This window comes from Streptomyces doebereineriae, assembly GCF_031845645.1.
In the GTDB taxonomy this organism is placed as follows: Bacteria; Actinomycetota; Actinomycetes; order Streptomycetales; family Streptomycetaceae; genus Streptomyces; species Streptomyces canus.
Genome location: NZ_JAVREZ010000019.1, coordinates 110,202 through 133,521, shown reverse-complemented (window position 1 = coordinate 133,521; position 23,320 = coordinate 110,202). Strand labels below are relative to the sequence as shown.

The window sequence follows — 23,320 nt, the reverse complement described above, 5'->3', positions numbered from 1 at the left end:
GACCTTCGATCGGGTCTTCGGGGGGCGTGAGAATCAGCACCCGCCTCCTCGGAACCAGACCTCCGAGAGGGGGTCAAGGTTGCCGCGAGGAGGTAAAGTGATATCACTTAGCTAACACCGAGCTAGACTCGAAACGGGGGGACCTCCATGTCCGCGCAAGACTCCGCACCCATCGCCGACACACCCGACATGCCCGCGCCGCGCGTGCGGGAGTTCGCCGCGCACAGCATCGGCGGCGCGCTCGCGCTGCTGCTGGGCCTGGTCGGGCTGCTGCTCGCCGTCTTCCTGTTCGCCGCGAGCGGGGAGAGCCCCGGCTTCGCCGTCGGCGGGGCCCTCGTCCTGATAGTGGCGCTCATCTCGCTGCGCGGCCTGAACACGGTCGCGCCGGGCGAGGCCCGGGTGGTCCAGCTCTTCGGGCGCTACAAGGGCACGATCCGCCAGGACGGCCTGCGCTGGGTGAACCCCTTCACGTCCCGTACGAAGGTCTCCACCCGGGTCCGCAACCACGAGACCGCCGTCCTCAAGGTCAACGACGCGTACGGCAACCCGATCGAGCTGGCCGCGGTCGTGGTGTGGAAGGTCGAGGACACCGCGCAGGCCACCTTCGAGGTGGACAACTTCGTGAAGTTCGTCGCCACCCAGACGGAGACGGCGGTACGGCACATCGCCATCGAGTACCCCTACGACGCCCACGAGGAGGACGGGCTCTCCCTGCGGGGCAACGCCGACGAGATCACCCAGAAGCTCGCCACCGAGCTGCACGCGCGCGTGGAGTCGGCCGGTGTCCAGATCATCGAGTCCCGCTTCACCCACCTCGCCTACGCGCCGGAGATCGCCTCGGCGATGCTCCAGCGGCAGCAGGCCGGCGCGGTCGTCGCGGCCCGGCGGCAGATCGTGGAGGGCGCGGTCGGCATGGTCGAGGAGGCGCTCGCCCGGATCACCGAGCGGGACATCGTCGAGCTGGACGACGAGCGCAAGGCGGCGATGGTGTCCAACCTGATGGTGGTGCTGTGCGGCGACCGCGCCCCGCAGCCCGTTCTCAACACCGGGACCCTTTACCAGTGACGACACCTTCCGAGGGGGGCTCCCCCGAGCGGCGGCCTCAGCAGCGCAAGCAGGTGCTGCTGAGGCTGGACCCGCTGGTGTACGAGGCGCTGGCGCGGTGGGCCGGGGACGAGCTGCGGTCGGCGAACGCGCAGATCGAGTTCCTGCTGCGGCGGGCCCTGAAGGAGACCGGCCGGCTTCCCGGCGACACCGGGCCGCTGCCGCGCCGGGGACGGCCACCCAAGGAACAGCCCTCCAGAGAACAGCCGCCCAAAGACGCGTAGCAGAACCGTGACAATCGGTCCTCACCTGCGCCTCCTCACATCCCGATCCCCTCTAAACACCCTGCGTATACATGGTGGGTATACACCGCATGTACAGTCCTTCCCATGTCCATCGGTCACACCCTCCTAGGGCTCCTGGAGTCCGGGCCCCGCCACGGTTACGACCTCAAGCGGGCCTTCGACGAGAAGTTCGGTCATGACCGGCCGCTGCACTACGGCCAGGTCTACTCGACGATGTCGCGGCTGCTGAAGAACGGGCTCGTCGAAGTCGACGGGATCGAGCCCGGCGGCGGCCCCGAGCGCAAGCGGTACGCCATCACCGACGCCGGGATCACCGACGTCCAGCGGTGGCTCGCGACGCCGGAGAAGCCCGAGCCGTATCTCCAGTCCACGCTGTACACCAAGGTCGTGCTCGCGCTGCTCACGCACCGCAACGCCGGCGACATCCTCGACAACCAGCGCGCCGAGCACCTGCGGATGATGCGCATCCTCACCGACCGCAAGCGCAAGGGCGACCTCGCCGACCAGCTGATCTGCGACCACGCCCTGTTCCATCTGGAAGCCGACCTGCGCTGGCTGGAGCTCACCGCCGCGCGTCTCGACAAGCTCGCGGAGGTGGTGGTCAAGTGACCCCGGCCGGTTCCCTGCTCGTAGCCGACGCGCTGCGCAAGACCTACGGTCCGACCGTCGCGCTCGACGGCGCCGAGTTCTCCATCCACCCCGGCGAGGTCGTCGCCGTGATGGGCCCCTCCGGGTCCGGCAAGTCGACCCTGCTGCACTGTCTCGCCGGGATCGTCACGCCCGACTCGGGCTCGATCACCTACAACGGCCGGGAGATGGCCACGATGAACGACGCCGAGCGCAGTGCGCTCCGGCGCTCCGAGTTCGGGTTCGTCTTCCAGTTCGGTCAGCTCGTCCCCGAGCTGACCTGCGTGGAGAACGTGGCGCTGCCGCTGCGGCTCAACGGCACGTCCCGCAAGGAGGCCGAGAAGGCGGCGCTGGGCTGGATGGAACGCCTCGAGGTCGACGACCTGAGGAAGAAGCGGCCCGGCGAGGTGTCCGGCGGTCAGGGGCAGCGCGTGGCCGTGGCCCGCTCCCTGGTGACCAACCCGCGCGTGCTGTTCGCCGACGAGCCGACCGGCGCGCTCGACTCCCTCAACGGCGAGCGTGTCATGGACCTGCTCACCGAGGCCGCCCGGTCCACCAACGCGGCCGTCGTTCTCGTCACGCACGAAGCACGGGTGGCCGCCTACTCCGACCGCGAGATCGTCGTACGGGACGGGAAGTCCCGGGACATGGAGCGGGTCGTATGAGTCTCAGGCAGTGGTGGCGAGACCTCGCCATGGGGGTCCGGTTCGCCTTCGCGGGCGGACGCGAGGGGTGGGTCCGGGCGCTGCTGACCGCGGTCGGCGTGGGCCTGGGGGTGGCGCTGCTGCTGCTGACCACCGCGCTGCCGAGCGCGCTCGCGGTCCGGCACGACCGGGAGGACGCCCGTACGGACATCACGTTCAGCGACAAGGTCATCCCTAAGGCGGCCGACACCCTGCTGGTCGCGGCCACCGGAACCACCTTCCGGGATCTGAGCGTCCGCGGCCGGGAGCTGGAGCCCGAGGGACCGAAGGCGCCGCTGCCGCCGGGGGTCGGGGCGTTCCCGGCGGCCGGTGAGATGGTCGTCTCCCCCGCGCTGAAGAAGCTGCTGGAGTCCGGCGACGGCAGGCTCCTGCGGGACCGGCTTCCCGAGCGGATCGTCGGCACGATCGGCGAGAGCGGGCTCATCGGTTCCCATGAACTCGCCTACTACCGGGGCGCCGAGGGCCTCGCGGCCCAGGGCGTCAACGGCGGCCGGATCGAGCGGATCGACCGCTTCGGGAACCCGAACCCGACCACGGAGCGCACCGACCCGGTCATGCTCCTGCTCATCCTCGTCGTCTTCGTCGTCCTGCTGATGCCGGTCGCCGTGTTCATCACCGCGGCCGTGCGCTTCGGCGGCGAGCGGCGCGACCGGCGGCTCGCGGCCCTGCGCCTGGTGGGCTCCGACGGCCGCTCGACCCGGCGGATCGCCGCCGGCGAGGCGCTCGCGGGAGCGGTGCTGGGGCTGGTCCTGGGCACCGGGTTCTTCCTGATCGGACGCGAAGTGGCGGGCTCCGTCGAGGTGTTCGGGATGAGCGTGTTCCCGAGTTACCTCAACCCCTCCCCCGCACTGGCCCTGCTGGTCGGTCTCGCGGTGCCCGCCGCGGCCGTCATGGTGACGCTGTTCGCCCTGCGCGGCGTGGTGATCGAGCCGCTCGGCGTGGTGCGTACGGCGAAGCCCGCACGACGGCGGCTGTGGTGGCGGCTGCTGCTGCCGCTGGCCGGACTCGCGATGCTCTACCCGATGGTCGGACAGGGCCGCGACGAGGGCGACTTCAACCAGTACCTCGTCACCGGCGGTGTCATCCTGCTCCTTGTCGGCGTGACCGCGCTGCTGCCCTGGATCGTCGAGGCGGTCGTGGCCCGGCTGGGCGCGGGCGGACTGTCCTGGCAACTGGCCGTGCGCAGGCTCCAGTTGAGCAGCGGCACGGCGGCCCGGATGGTCAACGGCATCGCGGTCGCGGTGGCCGGGGCGATCGCGCTGCAGATGCTGTTCGCGGGTGTCGAGGGCGACTACACCAAGAACACCGGCTACGACGTCTCACGGGCGCAGATGCAGGTGAGCGTGCCGGACGGGAAGACGCTCGCCGCGACCGCGAGGCAACTCTCCGCGACCAAGGGCGTGGAGAAGGTGTACGCGTTCGACGAGGGGTACGTCGCCGACGGGCCTGGCGACGAGGCGCGCTGGAGCCGGGTGACCGTCGCCGACTGCGCGTCCCTGCGCGAGATCGCCGCACTGCCCTCGTGCCGCGAGGGCGACTCCTTCGTCCTGCAGGGCGGCGGGGACGACGGCGAGGAGGGGGCCCTGACCGCCGAGCCCGGCCGGACGCTCTACTTCGAGACCGCGACCTCCGACGGCTCCGAGAACACCAAGCCGGTCGCCTGGACCCTGCCGAAGGACGTCAAGCAGGCCCGCTCCCTCGTGGACCCGACGGGCTACAAGCGCGGCGGCCTCCTGATCACCCCGAGCGCCCTGTCCTCGACGGTCGCGCCGGGCGTGCGCGGACAGATCTATCTGCGGCTCGACGATTCGCTGCCGGACGCGCGCGAGTACGTACGCAACACGGCGGCCCGCATCAACCCGCTCGAAGAGCCGATGGAATGGGTGTCGTTCGAGCGCAGCGACCGCTACGACTCCATCCGCACCGGCCTGTTCGTGGGCGCCGCCTGTGTCCTCGCGCTGATCGGGGCGAGCCTGCTGGTCTCCCAGCTGGAGCAGCTGCGTGAGCGCAAGAAGCTGCTGTCGGCGCTGGTCGCCTTCGGCACCCGCAGGCGCACCCTGAGCCTGTCGGTGCTGTGGCAGACGGCGATCCCGATCACGCTCGGGCTGCTGCTGGCCTCGGTGGTGGGGCTGACCCTGGGCGCGGTCCTGCTTCGGATGACGGACACCACGGTGCGCGTGGACTGGTCGAGCGTGCTGTCGATGACCGGCGTGGCGGCCGCGGTGGTGATCGTGGTGACGGTGCTGAGCCTGCCGCCGCTGCTGAGGCTGATGCGGCCGGACGGGCTGCGGACGGAGTGACCGCCCGCAGCCGGCCGTCCACCGGGCCCTAGAGGCTGTACTCCTTCACCACCCGCCGGACCTGGGCGAACAGCATGCCGACGTTGACCGACTTGCGGCAGACCACCACGGCCACGACGTCCTGCTGTTCGCTCAGCCGCACGAACAGGTGCGTGAGGTTCTCGCTGTTGACCAGGATCTCCTGGAAGAAGTGGTTGTCACTGCTGACTCCGCGGCGCTCCTTGAAGACGTCCTCGATCATCACGACCGTACGGCCCTGGAACAGGTCGAGGGTCGCACCCGCCAGGAGGTCCAGGACCTCCGGCGGGTGGTTCTCGACGGTCTCGTACGACAGCAGCATGCCGGTGGACATGTCGACCACTCCGGACGCCACACAGTCGGGGGCGTCGGTGCGAAGGGACTTGACCAGGCCCATCACCTGGTCGGAGAAACCTGAGGTCATACGCTTCGTCGCCATCCCTTCAGACTCCTTCTGGCGCTTTCTCGGTCGCCTTGTCGGTGAGGATCGAGCCGATCCGGTTCAGGGTCGGCTGGGTCGCCCGGTGCAGGTGGTCCACGTCCATGCCCTCGTCGCCGAGCACCACCATCAGGGCGGTGTCACCGACGGCGTAGAAGGCGGCGCAGCCGTGGCTGCCGTACGTCACCGTCCGGCGCAGCGTGCCGCGGGCGGTCGCCCCGGCGGTGCGCCGGGCCAGGCCGAGGCCGGCCGCGGCGAGCGCGGCGAGGCCCTCCGGGTCGATCGAGTCGGCGGTGTCCGCGGCGATGAGCAGTCCGTCCGCGGCGGCGAGCGCGGTATCGGTGATTCCGGTGACCTGTTCGCGCAGACCACGCATTTCGAGCGCCAGGGCTTTGTGATCCATTTACTCAACTCCCCTAATTCTGTTCACATCTGATCGGCTTTTTCATTTGGGCGTTCCGTTTCGGAGCCGGAAGAAGCTGCCGGGTTTTCGGCGGGGCAGATCGGTCCTTGTCGGGGACGGGGACTGCTCCACGGGCGTGGGCGTGCGAGGCCGGAGTTCGTCGCCCTCGGGAAGAGAGCGGACCGCGACGGGCGTGGACGGTCCGGCGCACACCAGGAGCCCCTCGTCGAGCATGCGAGCGACCTCGACCGTCACGGTGTAGACACCACGCCCGACCCGGAAGGCGAGGTCGCGGGCCGTACTGCGACCGTCGGCGTGGGTGAGCAACTCGCGTCGCAGGGCCCCGGATCCGTTGTCCGTGCCCGAGCGCACGGGCCGTTCCCGGTCGGGGTGCACCGGGTGCGGCAGCGCGGCCAGGGCGGTGAGTCTGCGGACCGCGTCGTGCAGCAGCCGCAGGGGCGGCTCACCCAGGGGGACCTGCGCGAACGGCTCCGCGGTGGCGCGGCGTTCGCAGTCCTCCACCCGGCCCGCGGCCATCGCGAACGCGGCGTCGTGCAGGGCCAGCGCGCACACCACCCGCAGCTGCGCGGCCCCCGCGTAGCCGTGCGCGATGAGCGCGGTGGCCGGCCAGCGCGAACCGCCGGACTCCCGCACCAGCTCGGCCCACTGCTCGCCGCTGACCCGCCCGGAGCGCAGCAGCAGCGCCTCGGGTCCCGGGGCGCCGGGCGACTCCACGGCGACCACCCGGCCGTCCCCGAAGTGGAAGGTGCCACCGGGTGTCCCGGTGATCCGCAGCTCTCCGGTGAAGCCGTCACGGCCGCACGCGGCCAGGGCCTGTGCCAGGTGTTCGTGGCCCGACATCACACCCCCCGCCGCCTCGCACATACGCCTGACGCGTAGCGCTGAGGAGGGAATGTGTATCAGGCCGGGCGCATATTCCGGGGGCTGGTTTCCTACCTGCCGCTAGTTGACGGAAGTTGAATTCGCAGGCCGCTCAAAGCACTGTGTTCGGCGCTCATTTGACCGAATCCGAGGCAGGTTTTTCAGGGTCCGGAGGCGGTTCCGCCGGACCCTCTTCGTCTGCTACGACCTCGTCCTCGATCTCGGGTGGTGCCGACTGTTCCTCGGCGTACGCCTTGAGGTAGCTCACCACCGTGTTCGTCACCGCCACCAGCGGTACGGCGACCACCGCGCCGCCGATGCCGGCCACCATGCCGCCCGTCGCGACCGTGAGGACGACCGCGAGCGGGTGAACGCGCACCGCGCGGCCGAGGATGAACGGCTGGAGGATGTGGCCCTCGATCTGCTGGACGGCGAGGACCACCGCGAGGGTCATCACCGCCGTGAACACTCCCTGTGTGACCAGCGCGACGAGTACCGCCAGCGCTCCGGAGGCGACCGCGCCCACGAGCGGGATGAACGAGAACAGGAAGATGAAGACGGCCAGCGGGACGGCCATGGGAACGTCGAGGAAGTAGATGCCGATGCCGATGAAGACGGCGTCGATGAGGGCCACGAGGACCGTGCCGCGGACGTAGGCGGTCAGGGTGCGCCAGGCGCGCGGTCCCGCACCGGCCACGGCGGGCCGGGCGGCCGCGGGGACCAGCTTCAGCGTCCACGCCCAGATGCGCCGGCCGTCGTAGAGCAGGAAGAGCGTGGAGAAGAAGGTCAGCAGTATGCCGGTGAGCGCCTCCACGACGACCTGGACGCCCTCCAGGCCCGCCGACGTGATCTGGTCGGTGTTGGCGCCGACCGCCTCCCGCAGGTTCTTGGCGATCTGGTTGATCTGCTTGTCGGTGACGTGGAAGGGGCTCTTCAGGAGCCAGTTGCGCAGGTCGTCGATGCCGCTCTGGATCTGGTCGGAGAGGTCGTCGATGTTCTCCATGACCTGCCAGGTCACGAACCAGCCCATCAGGCCGATCACGACGAAGCCCAGGATCGCGGTGAGAGCCGTGGCGGGGCCGCGCGGGACGCCGTGCCGCATGAGGCGGGCCACCGTCGGCTGGAGCAGCGCGGTGATGAGCAGGGCGACGACGAAGGCGAAGACGACGAGCTGTACGGAGCTGATGACCCGCATCAGCACCCATACGGTGCCCGCGAGCACCAGGAGCCGCCAGCCGGCCTCGGCGGCGACCCGTACGCCCCACGGCACGGCCTGCGCCGGATCGGGGCGGGGAACCAGCACGACAGGCGCGCGGGAGGCGGCGCCCGACGGCTTCTTCGGCCTGCGCTCAGGCGCCTCGGCCGCGTCGGCCTCGGCCTCCTCGCGGGCCACCTCCGCGCGGCGCTCGTCCAACCGCTCACCCATATCGGTCAGTCGGGTACCGATCCGACCGAGCCACCCTGGCACTCGCGACATGATCCGTCCTCTTCCCCCGTCTCTCCTCACCACTCCCCCCTGGAGTCGTCCGGTCCGACCGTACATGGCAGAAGCCCCTCCCCCTAGGACGGGGAGGGGCTTCGCGAGGTTGAGAGCCGGGCGCGCTCAGTACCAGTGGTTGGCCTGCCAGAACGACCAGGCCTCACAGGGGCTGCCGTACCGGCTGTCCATGTAGTTGAGGCCCCACTTGATCTGGGTGGCCGGGTTGGTCTGCCAGTCGGAGCCGACCGACGACATCTTGGAGCCCGGCAGGGCCTGGAAGAGACCGTAGGCACCGGAGGAGGCGTTGACGGCCTGGTAGTTCCAGCTGGACTCGTGGTCCACGATGTTGCTGAAGCACTGGAACTGCCCGCTCGGCACCATCGAGGAAGCCATCGACTGGATCTGCGCGATGGTGTACGAGCTCTGGACCGGGAAGCTGGAGGAGCTCCTGCTGGCCTTTTCCTTGGCCTCGGCGCGCTCTTTGGCTTCCTTGGCCGCCTTCTCGGCGGCTTCCTTCTTCTCGATCGCGGACTTGGCGGCAGCCTTGCGCGCCGACTCCTCCGCGACCTTCTTGGCGCTCGCGTCCGCGGCGATGGCCTGGGTGTCGGCCTGCTGCGTGAGGGACGCGGTCTGCACCTGAGCCTGCTCACCCGCGGGGATGTCCGCCAGGAGCGTCATGTCGGCTGCCGTCGCCTCGGCGTCGTTCGGCTGCGCGACACTGCCGGAGGCAACTCCGACAACGCTTCCGACAGCGGTGACCGCGGTGGCGGAGGCCACTGCGAATCCCCGGACCGAAATCGGGCTCACACGGTTTCCTTCCAGCATCGCCCGCTTCGGTGACCCTGGCGGACGCAATCGTGCCCCTAGACACTGGCCTCCCAACTAACGGGGTCACGGGAGGCACGGGCCCGGTGGGCAACTCCCTCGCGGGGAGCGCCGCATGGTGCACGGGCGGCATACGACGACGCTGTGGAGTTGGTGGTGTTGCTGTGGTGCCGTACCGCTGGGGGTACAGGTGTGTCGTATGCGGGGCCTGACAGGAATGAGACTCTGCCGTAACCGGACGCCGGGTGGCAATTCTGAGTTGCGTGTGAAAGCTCACATCCCGTTTGGGCCCCGGGATTTCGAGAAACAGCAACACGCGAAGGCGCCGCCCGGCTAGGCTCTTGGCCTTTCCGGACGGCGCCAACTGGCCCTGGATACCCCAGACTTCCTCAGATCTGGCAGATTGCCTCAGATGTGGCCGTCTTCGAGCATTTCGGTCACAAGGGCCGCGATCTGGGACCTCTCGGACCTCGTCAGCGTGACGTGGGCGAAGAGGGGGTGCCCCTTCAGCTTCTCCACCACGGCGACCACACCGTCGTAGCGACCGACCCTCAGATTGTCCCGCTGGGCCACGTCATGGGTCAGAACGACCCGTGAATTCGCGCCGATTCGGGACAGAACGGTGAGAAGTACATTCCGTTCCAGGGACTGCGCCTCGTCCACGATCACGAACGCGTCGTGGAGCGAGCGGCCGCGGATGTGGGTGAGCGGCAGAACCTCGAGCATGCCGCGTGCGGTGACCTCCTCGATGACCTCGCGGCTGGTGACCGCGGACAGCGTGTCGAAGACCGCCTGCGCCCAGGGGCTCATCTTCTCGGACTCGGAGCCCGGCAGATAGCCCAGTTCCTGCCCGCCGACCGCGTAGAGCGGACGGAAGACCATGACCTTCTTGTGCTGGCGGCGCTCCAGGACCGCCTCCAGACCCGCGCACAGCGCGAGCGCCGACTTGCCGGTGCCGGCCCGGCCGCCCATGGACACGATCCCGATGTCCGGGTCGAGGAGGATGTCCAGCGCGATGCGCTGCTCCGCGCTCCTCCCCTTGATACCGAACGCCTCCCGGTCGCCCCGCACCAGACGGACATTTCCCTCGGGCGAGACCCGGCCGAGGGCCTTGCCGCGCTCCGAGTGGATCGTCAGCCCGGTGTGGACGGGGATGTCGGCGGCCTCGGGAACGTAGACATGCCCCTCCTCGAAGAGGATGTCCACCTGTTCGCCCGGCAGGGTCAGCTCGGACATTCCGGTCCAGCCGGAATTCTCCGTGATGGCGAGCTCGGCGCGGTACTCCTCGGCGAGGAGCCCGACCGAGGACGCCTTGATCCTGAGCGGGAGGTCCTTCGACACGACGGTGACGTCGAACCCCTCGGCCTGCAGGTTGCGGGCGACCGCGAGGATGCGGGAGTCGTTGTCACCAAGGCGGTATCCGGACGGCAGCACGCTGGGGTCCGAGTGGTTGAGCTCGACACGGACGGTCCCGCCGAGTTCCCCGATCGGGATGGGGGCGTCGAGTCGACCGAACCGGACCCGGAACTCGTCGAGCAGCCGCAGGGCCTGCCGGGCGAAGTAGCCGAGTTCGGGATGGTGCCTCTTGGCCTCCAGCTCCGTGACCACGACGATGGGGAGCACGACCTCGTGCTCGTCGAAGCGGTTCAGGGCGTTCGGGTCGGCCAGCAGGACGCTGGTGTCGAGAACATAGGTGCGCCGGTCAGGCATGCGGCGCTTTGTGCTGGTCACCACGGAAGGACGTACCCCCTCGGATGAGGTCGGGGAGCGACGGAGTGGAGCTGGACCGGTCGTCGGCCCGTTTGCACGGACCGGGAACCGGCCCTCCACTGCTTCTTCCGTGCTGTGACCGCACGGTCGAGCTGGTGCAAGGGGCCTCCCGGGCGGACGGCCCCGTGCCGTCCGCTGAGATCCGACACCCGTGGTTCGGGCATCGACCTGACTGGCTTATGCCCTCGAACGAGCGATGCCATGCCAGCTCATGTGACGACGCCCTGGTGAACTCCTGGGGATCCGGGGGTAACCCCCTGAAAACGCGACACTTCCGCCCCGAACGGGGTACCCGGAGAGGTTGGTCAGCCGCCGTAGCGGCGGTGGCGTGCCGCGTAGTCGCGCAGCGCGCGCAGGAAGTCGACCTTGCGGAAGGCCGGCCAGAAGACCTCGCAGAAGTAGTACTCCGAGTGGGCGGTCTGCCACAGCATGAATCCGGACAGCCGCTGCTCGCCGCTGGTACGGATCACGAGGTCGGGGTCGGGCTGGTCGCCGGTGTAGAGATGGCGGCCGATCATGTCGACGTCGACGGCCTCGGCGAGCTCCTCCATCGAGGTGCCCTTGTCGTGCGCGTCCACCAGCATCGACCGTACGGCGTCGGCGATCTCCTGGCGGCCGCCGTAGCCGATGGCGACGTTGACGAGTATTCCGTCGACGTGGGCCGTGGACTCCTCCGCCTCCTTCAGCGCCGTCTGCATCGGGGAGGGCAGCAGGTCGGGGGTGCCGACGTGGTGGACCCGCCAGCGGCCGTCGGCGGCGAGGGTGCGGACGACGTCCTCGATGATGCCGAGGAGGGGGCCGAGCTCCTCCGGCGGGCGGTTGAAGTTGTCCGTCGACAGCAGCCAGAGGGTGACGACCTCGACGTCCGTCTCGGTGCACCAGCCGAGGAACTCCTCGATCTTCTCCGCGCCGGCGCGGTGGCCGTCGACGGGGGTGGATCCGGCTGCCTTCGCCCAGCGCCGACTGCCGTCCACGATGACACCGATGTGCTTCGGCACCTGGGCGTGGTCCAGGTGGCCTTCCACCCGGCGTGCGTAGAGCCTGACGAGCAGGCCGCGCAGCTTGTCGCGCAGGTTCACGTGATTGTCAGCCCCTTTGACGGATGGCGGTCCCCGCGGGTAGAGCGTACCGGGGAGTGCCGGATGCCCGGTGTGCGGGGGGCCTTCTGTCCGTGCGCTCCTGCGTGTTGCGGGGGCAGCCGGCGTCGGCGCGGCGGGGCCGTGAAGCCCTTCGGGTGGGTGGCCCCTGCGTCGCGGTACGAAGCGTCCTGGTCCGCGCGATAAAAAAACGGGCCGGTCCGTGGGGGGGAGACGGACCGGCCCGAGGGGGGGGTTCCACCATAACCCTTCGTGAGGGATGGTGTGTGCATCGGCGTGCCACAACTACTCTCCGGAGTCGGGCGGCGACGGCGCGATGGCCGGTCGAAGGCCTGCTCATGGGGGTTTCGTGGCCGAATCACGGCGGAATTATGGAGACGTGAGGCATCGCCCAAGCGGGTGACTCCGGGTCGGAACGTTTCTTTGACGCGGGGAAGTGGGCGCGGCACCGCGCAGCCCCCTCCTCTGCGCGGTGCCACCGCGCAGCTTTGCCGGCGCGAATTGCCTCGCTTTGAATTTACGTCAGTCGCCGCCCTGATGCGAGCTGCCTGGGATAACGATGTGGAAACCCCGTGAAGACCATGGATATGCGGGGCAGATCGACACGCGATGCACCAGTTGTCTGATTTGCAGCTATCTAAGGACCACCCGCAGCCGTGAACGTCAGGCCCGAAGCCGGGGCTCGTACTCGGCCACGGTGAAGCCGGGGACCATCCACACCACCTTGCGCAGAAAGTGGACGACGGCGGCGATGTCGTGGAACTCGATCCGCAACCGCTCGGCCCGCAGGTCGACGACCTCCAGTCCGGCGGCCTCGGCGGCGGCCCGGTCGCGGTCGGGGTGGCGGTCCGAGCTCTGCGCCTCCGGCTGCGGGCCGAGGAAGTACTCGACGAGTTCGAAGACGCTGCGCGGGCCGACGTGCTGGGCGAAGTACGTGCCTCCGGGCTGCAGCACGCGCGCGATCTCCGCCCACTGGGGGTTGACCGGGTGCCGGCTGCTGACCAGGTCGAAGGTGTCGGCGGCGAAAGGCAGCGGCGCGTCCTCCGGTGCGGCGACGACCACGATGCCGCGCGGACGCAGCAGCGCCGTGGCCTTGGTGACGTTCGGCGGCCAGCCCTCGGTGGCCGCGGCGAGCAGCGGTGTCTTGACCCCCTGCCCGAGAGCGAAGTCCAGCACCTCGCCGCCGCCGGTCTGGATGTCGAGGAAGGCGGTGGCACCGGCCAGGCGATCGCCGAGAGAGCGGGCGAAGCCCCACGAGGGCCGCGCCTCGGTGGCCCGCCCCTCGAACCACGAGAAGTCCCAGCCCTCGGTGGGCACGGCGGCGCCCTCGGCGACGAGGTCTTCGAACGTGCGGGTGCGGTGGGAGGTCATGGGGATGATCGTCGCAGGACGACGCGGGCGGGCGCCGCTGACTTTTTTCGCCCAGCGGGTCAGGGCAGCAGGGGCCGGACGTCCTCCGCGGCGAACCGTACGAAACCCTCCGGGTCGGGTTCGTCGGCCGTCGGCTGGAGGACGACCGTGTCGGCGCCGGCGTCGGCCAGTCGCTGGACGGCCTTGGCGACCGCTCCCGCGTCCCCGGCGACGCCGAGGTCGGGGACGTCCGCGACGCCCTCGTCGGTGAGTTCGGCGCGCAGCCGGGCGGCCGCATCGGGCCCGGTGGCGGTGAGGAGGTAGACCACGATCCGGTGCCGATCCGTCCGCCCCGCCCTCTGCCGTCCCTCGTCGATGAGCAGACGGGCCCGGCGGACACCCTCGGGCGGGGTGTTGGCGGTGAGCACCGTGCCGTCGGCGGCCTCGCCCGCGAGGCGGAGGGTGCGCGGGCCGGTGGCCCCGGTGAGTACCTCGACGGGACCCTCGGGCGGCCAGTCGAGGGCGACGTCGTCCAGCGAGACGTACCGCCCCCGGGTGCTGACGCTCTCGCCTCCCAACAGGGCTCGCAGTGCGACGAGGTGCTCGCGCAGCAGGGTGAGCGGCGACTCCGCCCGCGCTCCCACCTGCCCCATCCAGTCCTGCACTCCATGGCCGATACCGAGGACCGCCCGCCCCGGGAACATCCGGTGCAGGGTGGCCGCCTCCATCGCCGTGATGGCGACGTTCCGCAGGGGCACAGGGAGCAGGCCGACACCGATCCGCACCCGCTCGGTCCACGCGAGGGCGGCAGCGGCGGTGGAGATCCCGCCCTCCCGGAAGCAGTCCTCCCACAGCCAGAGCTCTTCGAGCCCCGTCTCGTCCGCGAGCCGGGCGAGGGCCCGCAGCCGCTCGGGAGGGAGTTGGGGACGGAACACAGCGCCGAGTTCGGTCATGCGGCCCTTCCTACCCAGGGAGAAGGGACAGGACAACTTCTTTACGGCGTCGGCTCGTACCGCAGCAGTACGACGCCGTTGCCGAAGGTGTGCGACTCGACGAGCCGGAGGGAGGTCAGCGTGTCGGTGTGCGGGAAGAGGGGCTTGCCCCGGCCGATGAGAACGGGGTGGACGTAGATCCGCAGCTCGTCGACGAGGCCGTACCGCAGAAAGGTCTCCCCCACGTCGGCCCCGCCCAGCGCGAGATCACCGCCGGGCTGCTCCTTCAGTGCCCGGACCTCTTCCGGTACGACCTCACGGACGAGGGTGGAGTTCCAGTCGACCTTCGTGAGGGTCCGGGAGTAGACGACCTTGGGGAGATCCCGCCAGATCGGGGCGAACTCCCGGACGGATGCGGGGGCGTCGGGGTCGGCGTCGGCGGTGGGCCAGTAGTCGGCCATGAGCTCGTAGACGACCCGGCCGTGGAGGAGTCCGCCCATGCTCCCGACCGTGGCGTTCATGTGCGTGTGCAGTTCGTCGTCGACACGGTGCCAGCTGATGTCCCGGTCGGGGCCCTCGATGTAGCCGTCGAGGGATACGGACATCATCAGGACGATTTTTCGCATCGGACACCTGACCTGGGCAGAAGAGAGAGGATCTCCCACGGTACGGGGACCGGCACGGACGGCGTGGGAACTCCACGGCTTGGAGGTGGCTCCGGGATGGGGCGTTGGCAGGACGGCCGCGGGAAGCTGATCGTGCACGGGGAGCGGGAGGGGTTCGCCGTACCGCTGGAGATCGCGACCTCCTACCGCGCCCGGACGAAGGGACTGCTGGGGCGGGACTCCGTCGACGGGGCTCTGCTCCTCTCCCCCGCGGGCAGTGTGCACACCTTCCGGATGCGCTTCCCCATCGACGTCGCCTACCTCGACCGCCGGCTCCGCGTCATCGCCGTACGCACGATGAAGCCGGGGCGACTGGGGCTGCCGCGGCTGCGCTCCCGGCATGTGCTGGAGGCGGAGGCGGGGGCGATGGAGGGGTGGGGGGTGCGGGTGGGGGTGCGGGTGGAGATCGCGGTGGAGTAGGCGGCGGACGCGTCGCGTCCCTATCAGCAGGCCTCTGCCGCCGCCACAGGGTGTACTGCCAGGTTCACGCTGGGCGGTGCTTCCGTGAGCCTGGCCGGAGCCGACTGTTTCCCAGAAGCTGCGGGCAGACCTGCCGCATGGCGACGCCAGAGAGCGACGGACAGCGGCGAGACGCGGACGCCCGGCTGTGGGCGCACCACCTCCACACCGACACCATGGTCTTCCAGCGCGGCAACCTGTTCCTCGTCGCACAATCCCTCCTGGCGGTGGCCTACAGCACCACCGCCACATCGGGCACCACTCACGCGGCAGCACGTGTCCTGGCCGGCTTCGGGCTCGCGCTCACCGCCGTCTGGGCATACGTGGGACACCGGTATCACCGCTACAACCGGGCCATCCAACGACGTACTGCCGAGCGCCTGCCGGACTATGCGGAAACCTATAGAGCCAGCCGCATCCCCGGTCCCAGCGCGATGCCCTTGATCGCCTATGCGCTGCCGATTCTCGCCGCCGTCATGTGGATCGTTCTGCTCATCGTCACGTAGACGTGGTTCTCACAGCGGCAGGCCGTGGAGGGCGTCCGTCACGCGGGTGGGGTCCGGGGGACCCAGGTGGCCCGCGTTCGGGAAGTTGTGGACCGTGAAGCGGTTGTGCGGGGTGAGTTCGTCGGCCTCCGCGATCATGCGGTCCTGGAGTTGCGTGGCCAGGGTCCTGTCCTTGCCGAAGCGCAGATAGGTGCGCGGGAGGCGGCCCCAGGTGGTCGCTCGGCCCACCGCCCGGTCCGCGTACGCCGTCATCGACTCGTCGGTCTGCATTCCCTCCAGCACTCGCAGGAACTGCGCGTCCGTGTGGTCCGCGCAGATCATCTCCTTGAAGGCGGCCAGTTCACGACGGTCGGAGGTGCGCCAGTTGAGGCGCAGCACCCCCAGCTTCTCCGGGTCGCCGACCTGGTGCAACGGGGTGAGGGCGTGCTGCCCCTCCGGGGAGGACGCGCAGTCCATCAGGGACGGCATGGTGCGGCTCGGGCAGAAGGCGGCCATGTAGCAGATGTGGGAGAGGAGTTCGGGTACGGCGTCGGCGACCCGGCTCACCGAGAGGCCGCCCATGCTGTGGCCCACGAGGACGACCGGGCCGCCGAGGCGGGCGGCGCGGCGGACCGCGCCGGTGACGCGGCGCTCGAAGTCGTCGAGGGTGAGGGCGGCGACGGGCGAGGGCTCGGTCGCGAGGGCGCGCAAGTCCTGAGCCTGGTAGGCCTTCGGGATGAACTTCTCGGTGCCGTGCAGGGGTTGGTCCACGGCGACGACCCGGTGCCCGCGCAGTGCGAGCTCCCTGCCGATCGCCGTCCAGAACGCGGCCGCGCTGTGGGTGCCGTGGACGAGGACGTACGTCCGTACGCCACCGGCGGTGCCGGTCGCGTGCGCGGTTCCCGCCCCTGTACCTGTGGCGAGTGCGGCGGCACCCGCCACACCGGCGAAGCCCCGTAAGGCCCGGCGCCGCGAAGTTCCTTCGGGATGAGGGTTCTTGTTGTCAGTCATACCGATGAGGCTAGGAATCCCCTCGGTGTCACACGATGGCCCTGCACACCCGGTCGAGGGTGTACTTGCCGACACCGACGGCCCGACGAGCCCGCCCAGCGGGAAGGCGAGTGCGGCGCCGAACTGTCGTACCGCCGCCGTCAGCCGAACGCGCTGACCGCGAGGTCGGACGACGGGATCGAGATGTTGGCGCGACTGCCGGGGTTGATCGCGACGTAGCAGCCGAACAGGCCCTTGGCGAGTTCGCCCCCGTTCATCGCCCGCACCTGCCGACCGTCGTCCGGGACGTACTGGGTGCTGGTGTAGACGTCCAGGATGCGCTCGCCGTCGTCGCGCTGACGGAAGCGGAGTTGCTTGCCGTCCTCGTCGACGGAGACCAGCAACGTGCCTTCGCGGAAGGCGTCCAGGAGTGCCTCGGGGGTGCCGCGGCGCGAGTCCAGGGCTTGGAGCGTACGCTCGACCTCGTTCTCCGGCGGACGGTACCGCAGCGCGGTGAGTGTGGGCTCATAGGTGGGGTTGAAGCGGAACTCGCCGATCTCGCCGTTCTCGTCGATGGCCCAGCCGCCGAGCATCCTCTCTTCCGGGACCTCGCCGTGCGGGTCGTATGCCGGATCGATGGCGAAGATCACCTTGCCGGGCTGACGCCGGGCGACATACCGCATGACCTCGGTCACCTCGGGGGCGAGCATCTTCGGACCGCGGAAGGGGATCACCGGATACACGTTCAGCTTCAGGTTGCGCGGGCTCCGGTCCCACTTGCCGTCGCCGACGATCTCTTCTTTGAGGGCTGCCAGGCTGGGAGCCTCCCGCCACGGGCCGGGCACCACCCACGCCTGGAACGGAAGCCCGTCCCGCTGCGCCACCGCCACCATCTCGGCCAACGCCTCGGTGGGGGGCGTCCTCCGCACCCACGCGGACCGCATCAGGGGAAGCCAGAAGCTGGCGGAGTTACTGGCATCGGGCCCCAGCTCCGGGCGCACGACGTAGCCAAGGGCACCCTCCGCATCCGATGCGTACACAGCCAGCAGAATCCCCGCCATGTAGGCCACCACGACGTACTGCACGGGACCGTCGGCATGGTGTGGATAGTCTTCCACCCCGCCTGTCAGCCGTACGCGCAGATCCTGCGACATCGCAGAAGACGGCCTCTCCCCGAAATGGCCGTCCGGCCGGCGCTGCTCGCTCATCAGTGAATCTCCCCGTAGATCTGCCACTTCCCGTTGGCGTCCTCGAACGCCTCGGTGATCTTGTATTCGCTGCCGCGGCCGAGCAGCAGCTCACGCTCTCCGGCACCGTAGGCGCCCACCTTCTCCACCCACAGGCCGGGGGTTTCCGCGGGCACTCGCAGATGGAGGACGGCGGCCCTGGACTCGGATACGGCCCCTCCCAGCGAGGTGGACATGTAGCCGTCATCCGTGAAGTTCCTACCGACCATCTTCAACGGGTCGTGCTCACCCATTTTCTCGAAGAAGTGTTCCAGGTTCGTGCTGCGGTCGACGACGACGTCCTCAGGCAACGGTTTGCCGGCGAGCGCCTTGTCCAGGTGCTCGATCTGCTGGTGTACCTCCGGGGTGTCGTAGTACTTCTCGCCTCGCAGGAACCCGTTGACGCGCAGATGTCCGGTCTCCGTGTAGCTCTTCACCGACTCCTTCACGTCGTTCGGCAGGCCCTCCGCGTACTCGTTCCAGTGCTTGGCGCCGTACTGCATCGCGCCCTCACTGCTTCTGAACGTGACCGCGCCTTCGGAGATCTCTGCCATCGCCGAGTTGTGCTTGGCGGAGTCCGGGAGGCCGTCCCGCCCCGCGGGAGCGCTTTGGGCATCGGCCTCCGCAGCCGGTGAACCGCCCGCGGGGTCGGCGGGTTTGTCCCACTTGTCCCGGGTGACGTCCTTGGCGGCATCCGCCGTGGCGTCCGCGGCCTCCTGGGCGCGCTTGAAGGTCCAGCCGTCCGGCAAGCCGTCCTTCGCCACGTTCCTCGCGGCCGATTCGCCCGCGCTCTCGGCTGCCGTCCCGACCCCCTCGCGGGCGCCCCGCTCCAGCCCCGTCTCCATGGAGTCCTTCACGCCCGCGGCGACCGTGCGGCGAGCCGCGCCCGCACCCGCACCCGCGCCGCCCGTGAGCAAGTCCAGGCCGACCTCGAAACTGAAGGTGCCGAACGCCTCGGACGGATCCGTCGACCAACCGGAGCCGGCCATCGACTTGGCGGTGCGCACCGGGTGGTTGGCCGAAGTGAGCAGACCCATGCCGGTGATGGAGACGTTCCGCAGGTACTGCGACGGGTGGGTGAGGTTGTACGGGTCCAGCGGGTTGACCGTCCGCATCATGCGGGTCAGCCCGATCCCGCCCTTGAGGAAACCGCCGGCGAAGTGCTCCAGCTCCATGTTCACGGCCATGGGAGCGTCGATCAGGCCGGCCTTGAACCTGGCCCAGGCACCGGGCTCGGCAGGGGCCGCCTCGAACGCGCTGGTCACCTTGGTCGCGGCGTTCTCGGCGGCGGAGTCCCGTGTGTGGCGGGCGTCCCTGAGCCTCTCCCGGGCCGCCCCGCGGTCGACTTCTCCCGGGTCCACGAAGTCCCCCGGGTCGGTGGGGGTTACGGCGTCGGAGCCCGACAGGGAGCCGACGGTCAGGGCGGACTGGTAGTCCCAGAACTGCTGGTCGTACTTCTGCCGGGCCGCGGTGCTCTTCGCCTCCGCGGCCCGCCACTTCTCGATCGCCTCGCCCGCCTGCCCGCGCGCCCAGGAAACCGTGTCGGCGTACGACGCCAGTGCCTGCGCCGCGGCCGTACAGGCGTCGGCCGCGGTGAGCCACTTCTTGGGGTGAGTGGTGAAGGACTCCCGGAAGGACTCGGCGGCGGTTCCGGTCCAGTGGCCCGGGTCGAGCTTCTTCAGTGCCTGCCCGACGCTCTCAAAGGCGGTGGCGAAGGCCTTCAGATGCCGGACGGCCTCCTCGATGTCCCCGGTCGAGCCGTGGATCAGCTCGCCCGGCTCGTCGGTCTCACCCAGCTCCCGCTCGGGCACCTCGGCGCCGACCGCCCCGGTGAGGTATTCGGCGCCGTCGCGGACCTTTTCCCCGGCGGACTTCAGCCCGACCCCGTCCAGGCTGTCGCCCACCACGCCCGCGGTCGCGTTGACTCCGTCGGAGACGCCCTGCTTGACGCCGTCGGCCAGGTCCCCCAGCTCCCCCAGGACGCCCATCAGTCGCCGTCCTCAGGTGTGACGGCCTCCACCGACTCCCGCACGAACTCTCCGCCGGCCCGCAGCTGCGTGCCGTACTGACCGCTGGTGGTCAGGTCCTCCTCGGTGGCCTGCCAGCTCTGCCCCATCTGCTGCAGGGACTCGGAGGCCGACTGCTGGGAGAGATCCGGCGTCCAACTCCCCTTCGCCGACGCACCGACCTGGCCCCACGACATCCGCTCCGCGTCCTCTCCGGAGACGGCCGGATCGCCAAAGGTGGCCACGACGTAGTCCTTGGTGACGCCGATCGCGTACTCCTCGGCCTCGTGGTAGTAACCGGCCGAGAGATCTAGCTTCTCCGCGATCTCATTGCCCTCGTCGACCAGCGCCTTCACCCCCCACTCCCAGCGCTCCGCGAACGTGGCGAAGGCCTTGGCCAGCCCGGTGTGTCCCATCTGCAGCTGCGTCAACCCGAGGCTGCCGAAGCCGCGTCCGACCGCGCCCCCGCCGACCATGCCGACGTCCTGGAGCTCCTCGATGGTCTGGTTGATGCCCTTGGCGGCCTGCTTGAGGACCTCGGGGTCCCCTTCGTAACCGTTGCTCACGCTTCTCCTGCGCTACGAGGCCTGGCCCCTGGAGTCCGGTCGATGAGATCCACCGCCACCTGGTCCGGTACGACACCGGACAGCGGAGGAAGGAGGAGCGGCCGGATGCCACCCACGTCCACCGCTACTCCGGCGGGCGTACGGCTCTCGGCCACGGCGGCGGGTACGGCGATGTCGAGCAGCCGGGAGCCGAGCACCGTCCAGTAGCGGATACGGCCGCTCGCCCACCCGGGGTCGGTGCCCGCCTCGGCGCGGGCGCGTGCGAAACGTTCCAGTTCGGCGGTGGAGGTGAAGGCGTACAGCCAGCGGACGCCGTCGGCTTCGCCGGAGCACATGGCTTGGTCCTGGGCGTCATCGGCATCCGCGACGCTGGTCTCGGGATCACGGTCGGCATCGACCGCGGCGAAGGGCACGTAGAGCGCCGCCGCGCGGAAGGCCGCGAGCAGCCTGTCGCCGTCGCCCTGTCCGTCGTACAGGTCGTGGATCTCGGCGGCCAGCGTTGCCCGTTCGAGTGCACCCACGCCACCCGTCGGGCTGTTGGCCACATCCGCCTTCATGCGTGGTCACCTCGTGGCTGATCATGTGATGCGCGAAAGCACATCATGGTGATCACGCGCGAGTCCAACCGGGTGGGACGGGCGTTGCCCCGGCCGACAGCAAGCCAGGCAATTCCGGAACGGGCTGGTGCAGTTGCCCTTGCCGACTGTGCGGGCGATGCGCGCGCCGCCTTGAATCTTGCATGTGTGCAAGGTGAGTTGAGTTCATCGTGGTCTCGTGACGGAACGTTGTGATGTTCGTTCTGTCAGTGGTCACCGGTAGAGTTGGGGCAGGTCAGGGCTGGTCGGAGCGGGGTGCGTCCGCCACCGGTCGTGACACGAGCACGACACGCGCGACCGACCGCGAGTGACGCAGCGAAGTCAACGGGGAGCTGGGCATGGCCGAAGAAGTGAGGGTCGATCTCGACGAACTCGAGAAGACCGTCTCCGCACTGAACCAGGTGCTGAGTGATCTCGGCAAGGCGAACACGGACACGGCGACCAACACGTATCTCCCGGAAGGCGCCCTCGGAACCGGATTCGACGAGGCCCACAAACTCGCCAACGCCCACAACGAGATGAAGACGTACATCGAGGACGTCGTGAAGTACCTCAACACGGTCATGGACGAGTTCGGCCGCAAGACGAAGTACACGCACGGGGCGTACCAGGACTCGGACTACGCGGCGCAGGCGAGCTTCCCGAACGCGGGACAGTAGCGGTCCATGAGCGCGATGCGGGCTGATGTACGAAGTAACAAGGGGGCAAGGGCGTATGGCTGAGGGCGACAAGTACATCGACTACGACTACGTCGAGATGAACCGGTGCTTCAACGAGAAGCACTCGACACCCTTCTCCGGCGGCAAGAACATGGACGAGATGCAGGCCATGGTCCGCCACGCCAGACCGGACCTCGTGGAGGGCGTCGTGACGGGCTGGAAGGGCGTCCAGGCTCAACTGACCACGATCCAGCGCGACTTCGAGAAGGAGGTCGCCCGCATCCAGGAACACTGGAAGGGCGCCGCCGCCGACGGATTCGCCGCGAAGGCCACGCAGGTCAGCAAGAGCATCGGCGACACCGCGAAGTATGCCGGGCACACGTCGCTCGCCATGGCGAATGCCGCTTACACGCTGGGCAAGGTCAAGGACGACGTCCTGGCGATGGAGAAGCCGGGGAGGGTCTCCAGCTTCCTCAATTCTGCGGGCGATGGATTCACGCGCAGCGGGGAGGGCACGGACAAGGACATCGCCGCCGGGAAGGGCGCACAGGAAGTACTCGACCGCAACCATGACGATCTGTCGGCGGGGCGGGAGGCGCAGCTTGCCATGGCGGCGAAGATGGAGACGTTGGGGGCTTCTTATAATTCGCAGGCCAAGGCTATGGGGTCATGGAATAAGCGGCCAGTGAAAGAAGAGAGTCATGACTACCCGGGGGACCCCGGCGGTATTACGCCCACTCCAGTCGTCATCCCATCGGCCAGCTCGCCTCGAAGTCCGCAGAGCGCGGCAGCCAGTACAGCCCGGCACGCCCAGACGGGCACGACCAACCAGCCGAAATCGGTGATTCCGCCTTCAGGTATCACAGGCGGCGCGCACCAGCCGACGGGGCCGACCCAGGACGTAGGCACAGCAATTGACGGAATCTCCGGTGGGCGCACAAGCACTCCGTCGGTCGGCGGCGGGGGCGTCGTCGGCGGTGGGTCCACTGGTAGCGGCGCCATGGGCGGCGGAGCCGGCTTCGTCGGCGGCGCGGCTGGTGTCGGCAGTGCTCGCGGAGCCGGGGGCGGCCGCCCCGGTATGGGCGGCATGGCGAACCGTGGAGGGGTGGGTGGAACGGTTGGTCGTGGAGGTGCGGGTGCCGCAGTAAGCGCACGCTCCGGAGGGTCTGCCCGCCAGCCGGGTGGTATCACCGGCGGCCAGCCCAAGGCCGGTGCAGGCACAGGCAGGAGCACGGCTGGCGGGTCTGGTTTGCACAGCAGCCGCGGTGCTGCAGGACGGGGAGCCAGTGCCATTCGGAAAGGCGGCTTGGTGGGAGCCCCTGGTACACGTACTGGTCGCGTCGAGGACGACGAACAGCGCGAGGGCCAGCGTCCCGACTACCTGGTCGAGGACGAGGAGACCTGGGCCCCGCAACGTAACGTGGCGCCTCGGGTCATCGAGTAGTAAGCGGCGCGGGACGCCACAGTTGGTGGGAAGGTGAGGGGCATCCGG

General features: G+C 69.4%; 24 protein-coding genes. 9 read left to right on the top strand and 15 right to left on the bottom strand.

Annotation, left to right across the window (positions count from 1 at the left end; genetic code table 11):
• Positions 1 to 147 precede the first annotated feature (147 nt).
• From RNB18_RS39800 to RNB18_RS39780, 5 genes are all read left to right on the top strand, one after another.
• A complete protein-coding gene (locus RNB18_RS39800) occupies positions 148 to 1,065 on the top strand; it encodes an SPFH domain-containing protein (protein WP_311718977.1) in 918 nt (305 codons plus the stop codon).
• Positions 1,011 to 1,328: a hypothetical protein gene (locus tag RNB18_RS39795; RefSeq protein WP_394817750.1), complete on the top strand. Its 318-nt coding sequence runs from the start codon at positions 1,011 to 1,013 to the stop codon at positions 1,326 to 1,328. The genes RNB18_RS39800 and RNB18_RS39795 overlap by 55 nt, the downstream gene beginning before the upstream one ends.
• A 105-nt stretch (positions 1,329 to 1,433) precedes the next feature.
• Complete coding sequence (locus RNB18_RS39790) at positions 1,434 to 1,958, top strand: PadR family transcriptional regulator (RefSeq protein WP_059204631.1); 525 nt, start codon at positions 1,434 to 1,436, stop codon at positions 1,956 to 1,958.
• Positions 1,955 to 2,641 carry an ABC transporter ATP-binding protein gene (locus RNB18_RS39785; RefSeq protein WP_311718975.1) on the top strand — a complete coding sequence of 229 codons (687 nt, stop codon included), beginning with the start codon at positions 1,955 to 1,957 and terminating at the stop codon, positions 2,639 to 2,641. The genes RNB18_RS39790 and RNB18_RS39785 overlap by 4 nt, the downstream gene beginning before the upstream one ends.
• Complete coding sequence (locus RNB18_RS39780; RefSeq protein WP_311718974.1) at positions 2,638 to 4,980, top strand: ABC transporter permease; 2,343 nt, start codon at positions 2,638 to 2,640, stop codon at positions 4,978 to 4,980. The genes RNB18_RS39785 and RNB18_RS39780 overlap by 4 nt, the downstream gene beginning before the upstream one ends.
• A gap of 28 nt (positions 4,981 to 5,008) precedes the next feature.
• Here the strand turns inward: RNB18_RS39780 and RNB18_RS39775 are convergent, their stop codons facing one another.
• The 10 genes from RNB18_RS39775 to RNB18_RS39730 all read right to left on the bottom strand — a co-directional run bounded on the left by RNB18_RS39775 (position 5,009) and on the right by RNB18_RS39730 (position 14,802).
• Complete coding sequence (locus RNB18_RS39775) at positions 5,009 to 5,437, bottom strand: hypothetical protein (protein ID WP_057609978.1); 429 nt, start codon at positions 5,435 to 5,437, stop codon at positions 5,009 to 5,011.
• A 4-nt stretch (positions 5,438 to 5,441) separates the two neighbouring features.
• On the bottom strand, positions 5,442 to 5,840 hold the full coding sequence (locus tag RNB18_RS39770; RefSeq protein WP_311718972.1) for a roadblock/LC7 domain-containing protein: 399 nt from the start codon (positions 5,838 to 5,840) through the stop codon (positions 5,442 to 5,444).
• Positions 5,841 to 5,882: 42 nt separating this feature from the next.
• Entirely contained in the window at positions 5,883 to 6,701 is an 819-nt protein-coding gene (locus RNB18_RS39765; protein WP_311718971.1) for a MarR family transcriptional regulator, read from the bottom strand.
• Between the two features lie 154 nt (positions 6,702 to 6,855).
• Complete coding sequence (locus RNB18_RS39760) at positions 6,856 to 8,199, bottom strand: AI-2E family transporter (RefSeq protein ID WP_311718970.1); 1,344 nt, start codon at positions 8,197 to 8,199, stop codon at positions 6,856 to 6,858.
• Positions 8,200 to 8,325: 126 nt separating this feature from the next.
• On the bottom strand, positions 8,326 to 9,009 hold the full coding sequence (locus tag RNB18_RS39755) for an aggregation-promoting factor C-terminal-like domain-containing protein (protein WP_311718969.1): 684 nt from the start codon (positions 9,007 to 9,009) through the stop codon (positions 8,326 to 8,328).
• Positions 9,010 to 9,435: 426 nt separating this feature from the next.
• Entirely contained in the window at positions 9,436 to 10,761 is a 1,326-nt protein-coding gene (locus tag RNB18_RS39750) for a PhoH family protein (protein ID WP_057609974.1), read from the bottom strand.
• Between the two features lie 341 nt (positions 10,762 to 11,102).
• A complete protein-coding gene (locus RNB18_RS39745; RefSeq protein WP_311718968.1) occupies positions 11,103 to 11,876 on the bottom strand; it encodes an isoprenyl transferase in 774 nt (257 codons plus the stop codon).
• A 681-nt stretch (positions 11,877 to 12,557) separates the two neighbouring features.
• The gene (locus tag RNB18_RS39740) at positions 12,558 to 13,265 is read right to left on the bottom strand and encodes a methyltransferase domain-containing protein (RefSeq protein ID WP_311718967.1); all 708 of its coding nucleotides are present in this window, start codon (positions 13,263 to 13,265) and stop codon (positions 12,558 to 12,560) included.
• Between the two features lie 59 nt (positions 13,266 to 13,324).
• The gene (locus tag RNB18_RS39735; protein ID WP_311718966.1) at positions 13,325 to 14,197 is read right to left on the bottom strand and encodes an LLM class flavin-dependent oxidoreductase; all 873 of its coding nucleotides are present in this window, start codon (positions 14,195 to 14,197) and stop codon (positions 13,325 to 13,327) included.
• Between the two features lie 41 nt (positions 14,198 to 14,238).
• Complete coding sequence (locus tag RNB18_RS39730) at positions 14,239 to 14,802, bottom strand: dihydrofolate reductase family protein (RefSeq protein WP_311718965.1); 564 nt, start codon at positions 14,800 to 14,802, stop codon at positions 14,239 to 14,241.
• Between the two features lie 96 nt (positions 14,803 to 14,898).
• On the opposite strand from RNB18_RS39730, the gene RNB18_RS39725 reads away from it, so the two are divergent.
• Both RNB18_RS39725 and RNB18_RS39720 read left to right on the top strand, forming a co-directional pair.
• Positions 14,899 to 15,261: a DUF192 domain-containing protein gene (locus RNB18_RS39725; protein WP_311718964.1), complete on the top strand. Its 363-nt coding sequence runs from the start codon at positions 14,899 to 14,901 to the stop codon at positions 15,259 to 15,261.
• A gap of 137 nt (positions 15,262 to 15,398) precedes the next feature.
• Positions 15,399 to 15,806, top strand: a complete 408-nt coding sequence (locus RNB18_RS39720; protein WP_311718963.1) for a hypothetical protein — start codon at positions 15,399 to 15,401, stop codon at positions 15,804 to 15,806.
• 9 nt (positions 15,807 to 15,815) lie between these two features.
• Here the strand turns inward: RNB18_RS39720 and RNB18_RS39715 are convergent, their stop codons facing one another.
• From RNB18_RS39715 to RNB18_RS39695, 5 genes are all read right to left on the bottom strand, one after another.
• Positions 15,816 to 16,796 carry an alpha/beta hydrolase gene (locus tag RNB18_RS39715; RefSeq protein WP_311718962.1) on the bottom strand — a complete coding sequence of 327 codons (981 nt, stop codon included), beginning with the start codon at positions 16,794 to 16,796 and terminating at the stop codon, positions 15,816 to 15,818.
• 140 nt (positions 16,797 to 16,936) lie between these two features.
• The gene (locus tag RNB18_RS39710; protein ID WP_311718961.1) at positions 16,937 to 17,983 is read right to left on the bottom strand and encodes a type VII secretion system-associated protein; all 1,047 of its coding nucleotides are present in this window, start codon (positions 17,981 to 17,983) and stop codon (positions 16,937 to 16,939) included.
• Positions 17,983 to 19,989 carry a putative T7SS-secreted protein gene (locus RNB18_RS39705; RefSeq protein WP_311718960.1) on the bottom strand — a complete coding sequence of 669 codons (2,007 nt, stop codon included), beginning with the start codon at positions 19,987 to 19,989 and terminating at the stop codon, positions 17,983 to 17,985. Before RNB18_RS39705 ends, RNB18_RS39710 begins: the two co-directional genes overlap by 1 nt.
• Complete coding sequence (locus RNB18_RS39700) at positions 19,989 to 20,573, bottom strand: hypothetical protein (protein ID WP_311718959.1); 585 nt, start codon at positions 20,571 to 20,573, stop codon at positions 19,989 to 19,991. Before RNB18_RS39700 ends, RNB18_RS39705 begins: the two co-directional genes overlap by 1 nt.
• On the bottom strand, positions 20,570 to 21,130 hold the full coding sequence (locus RNB18_RS39695) for an SseB family protein (RefSeq protein WP_311718958.1): 561 nt from the start codon (positions 21,128 to 21,130) through the stop codon (positions 20,570 to 20,572). Before RNB18_RS39695 ends, RNB18_RS39700 begins: the two co-directional genes overlap by 4 nt.
• 377 nt (positions 21,131 to 21,507) lie before the next feature.
• On the opposite strand from RNB18_RS39695, the gene RNB18_RS39690 reads away from it, so the two are divergent.
• Together RNB18_RS39690 and RNB18_RS39685 are read left to right on the top strand one after the other, a co-directional pair.
• Positions 21,508 to 21,828: a hypothetical protein gene (locus tag RNB18_RS39690; RefSeq protein ID WP_311718956.1), complete on the top strand. Its 321-nt coding sequence runs from the start codon at positions 21,508 to 21,510 to the stop codon at positions 21,826 to 21,828.
• A 55-nt stretch (positions 21,829 to 21,883) separates the two neighbouring features.
• Entirely contained in the window at positions 21,884 to 23,272 is a 1,389-nt protein-coding gene (locus tag RNB18_RS39685) for a hypothetical protein (protein WP_311718954.1), read from the top strand.
• The last annotated feature ends 48 nt before the right edge of the window (positions 23,273 to 23,320 follow it).

What these genes read in the sequence shown, in the direction of transcription:
- RNB18_RS39790 (WP_059204631.1), top strand. Translation starts at nt 1,434, where the DNA reads ATGTCCATCGGTCACACCCTCCTAGGGCTCCTGGAGTCCGGGCCCCGC.
- RNB18_RS39705 (WP_311718960.1), bottom strand. Translation starts at nt 19,989, where the DNA reads ATGGGCGTCCTGGGGGAGCTGGGGGACCTGGCCGACGGCGTCAAGCAG.
- RNB18_RS39725 (WP_311718964.1), top strand. Translation starts at nt 14,899, where the DNA reads ATGGGGCGTTGGCAGGACGGCCGCGGGAAGCTGATCGTGCACGGGGAG.
- RNB18_RS39735 (WP_311718966.1), bottom strand. Translation starts at nt 14,197, where the DNA reads ATGACCGAACTCGGCGCTGTGTTCCGTCCCCAACTCCCTCCCGAGCGG.
- RNB18_RS39695 (WP_311718958.1), bottom strand. Translation starts at nt 21,130, where the DNA reads ATGAAGGCGGATGTGGCCAACAGCCCGACGGGTGGCGTGGGTGCACTC.
- RNB18_RS39765 (WP_311718971.1), bottom strand. Translation starts at nt 6,701, where the DNA reads ATGTCGGGCCACGAACACCTGGCACAGGCCCTGGCCGCGTGCGGCCGT.
- RNB18_RS39685 (WP_311718954.1), top strand. Translation starts at nt 21,884, where the DNA reads ATGGCTGAGGGCGACAAGTACATCGACTACGACTACGTCGAGATGAAC.
- RNB18_RS39770 (WP_311718972.1), bottom strand. Translation starts at nt 5,840, where the DNA reads ATGGATCACAAAGCCCTGGCGCTCGAAATGCGTGGTCTGCGCGAACAG.
- RNB18_RS39800 (WP_311718977.1), top strand. Translation starts at nt 148, where the DNA reads ATGTCCGCGCAAGACTCCGCACCCATCGCCGACACACCCGACATGCCC.
- RNB18_RS39710 (WP_311718961.1), bottom strand. Translation starts at nt 17,983, where the DNA reads ATGAGCGAGCAGCGCCGGCCGGACGGCCATTTCGGGGAGAGGCCGTCT.
- RNB18_RS39760 (WP_311718970.1), bottom strand. Translation starts at nt 8,199, where the DNA reads ATGTCGCGAGTGCCAGGGTGGCTCGGTCGGATCGGTACCCGACTGACC.
- RNB18_RS39690 (WP_311718956.1), top strand. Translation starts at nt 21,508, where the DNA reads ATGGCCGAAGAAGTGAGGGTCGATCTCGACGAACTCGAGAAGACCGTC.
- RNB18_RS39740 (WP_311718967.1), bottom strand. Translation starts at nt 13,265, where the DNA reads ATGACCTCCCACCGCACCCGCACGTTCGAAGACCTCGTCGCCGAGGGC.
- RNB18_RS39715 (WP_311718962.1), bottom strand. Translation starts at nt 16,796, where the DNA reads ATGACTGACAACAAGAACCCTCATCCCGAAGGAACTTCGCGGCGCCGG.
- RNB18_RS39730 (WP_311718965.1), bottom strand. Translation starts at nt 14,802, where the DNA reads ATGCGAAAAATCGTCCTGATGATGTCCGTATCCCTCGACGGCTACATC.
- RNB18_RS39780 (WP_311718974.1), top strand. Translation starts at nt 2,638, where the DNA reads ATGAGTCTCAGGCAGTGGTGGCGAGACCTCGCCATGGGGGTCCGGTTC.
- RNB18_RS39775 (WP_057609978.1), bottom strand. Translation starts at nt 5,437, where the DNA reads ATGGCGACGAAGCGTATGACCTCAGGTTTCTCCGACCAGGTGATGGGC.
- RNB18_RS39720 (WP_311718963.1), top strand. Translation starts at nt 15,399, where the DNA reads ATGGCGACGCCAGAGAGCGACGGACAGCGGCGAGACGCGGACGCCCGG.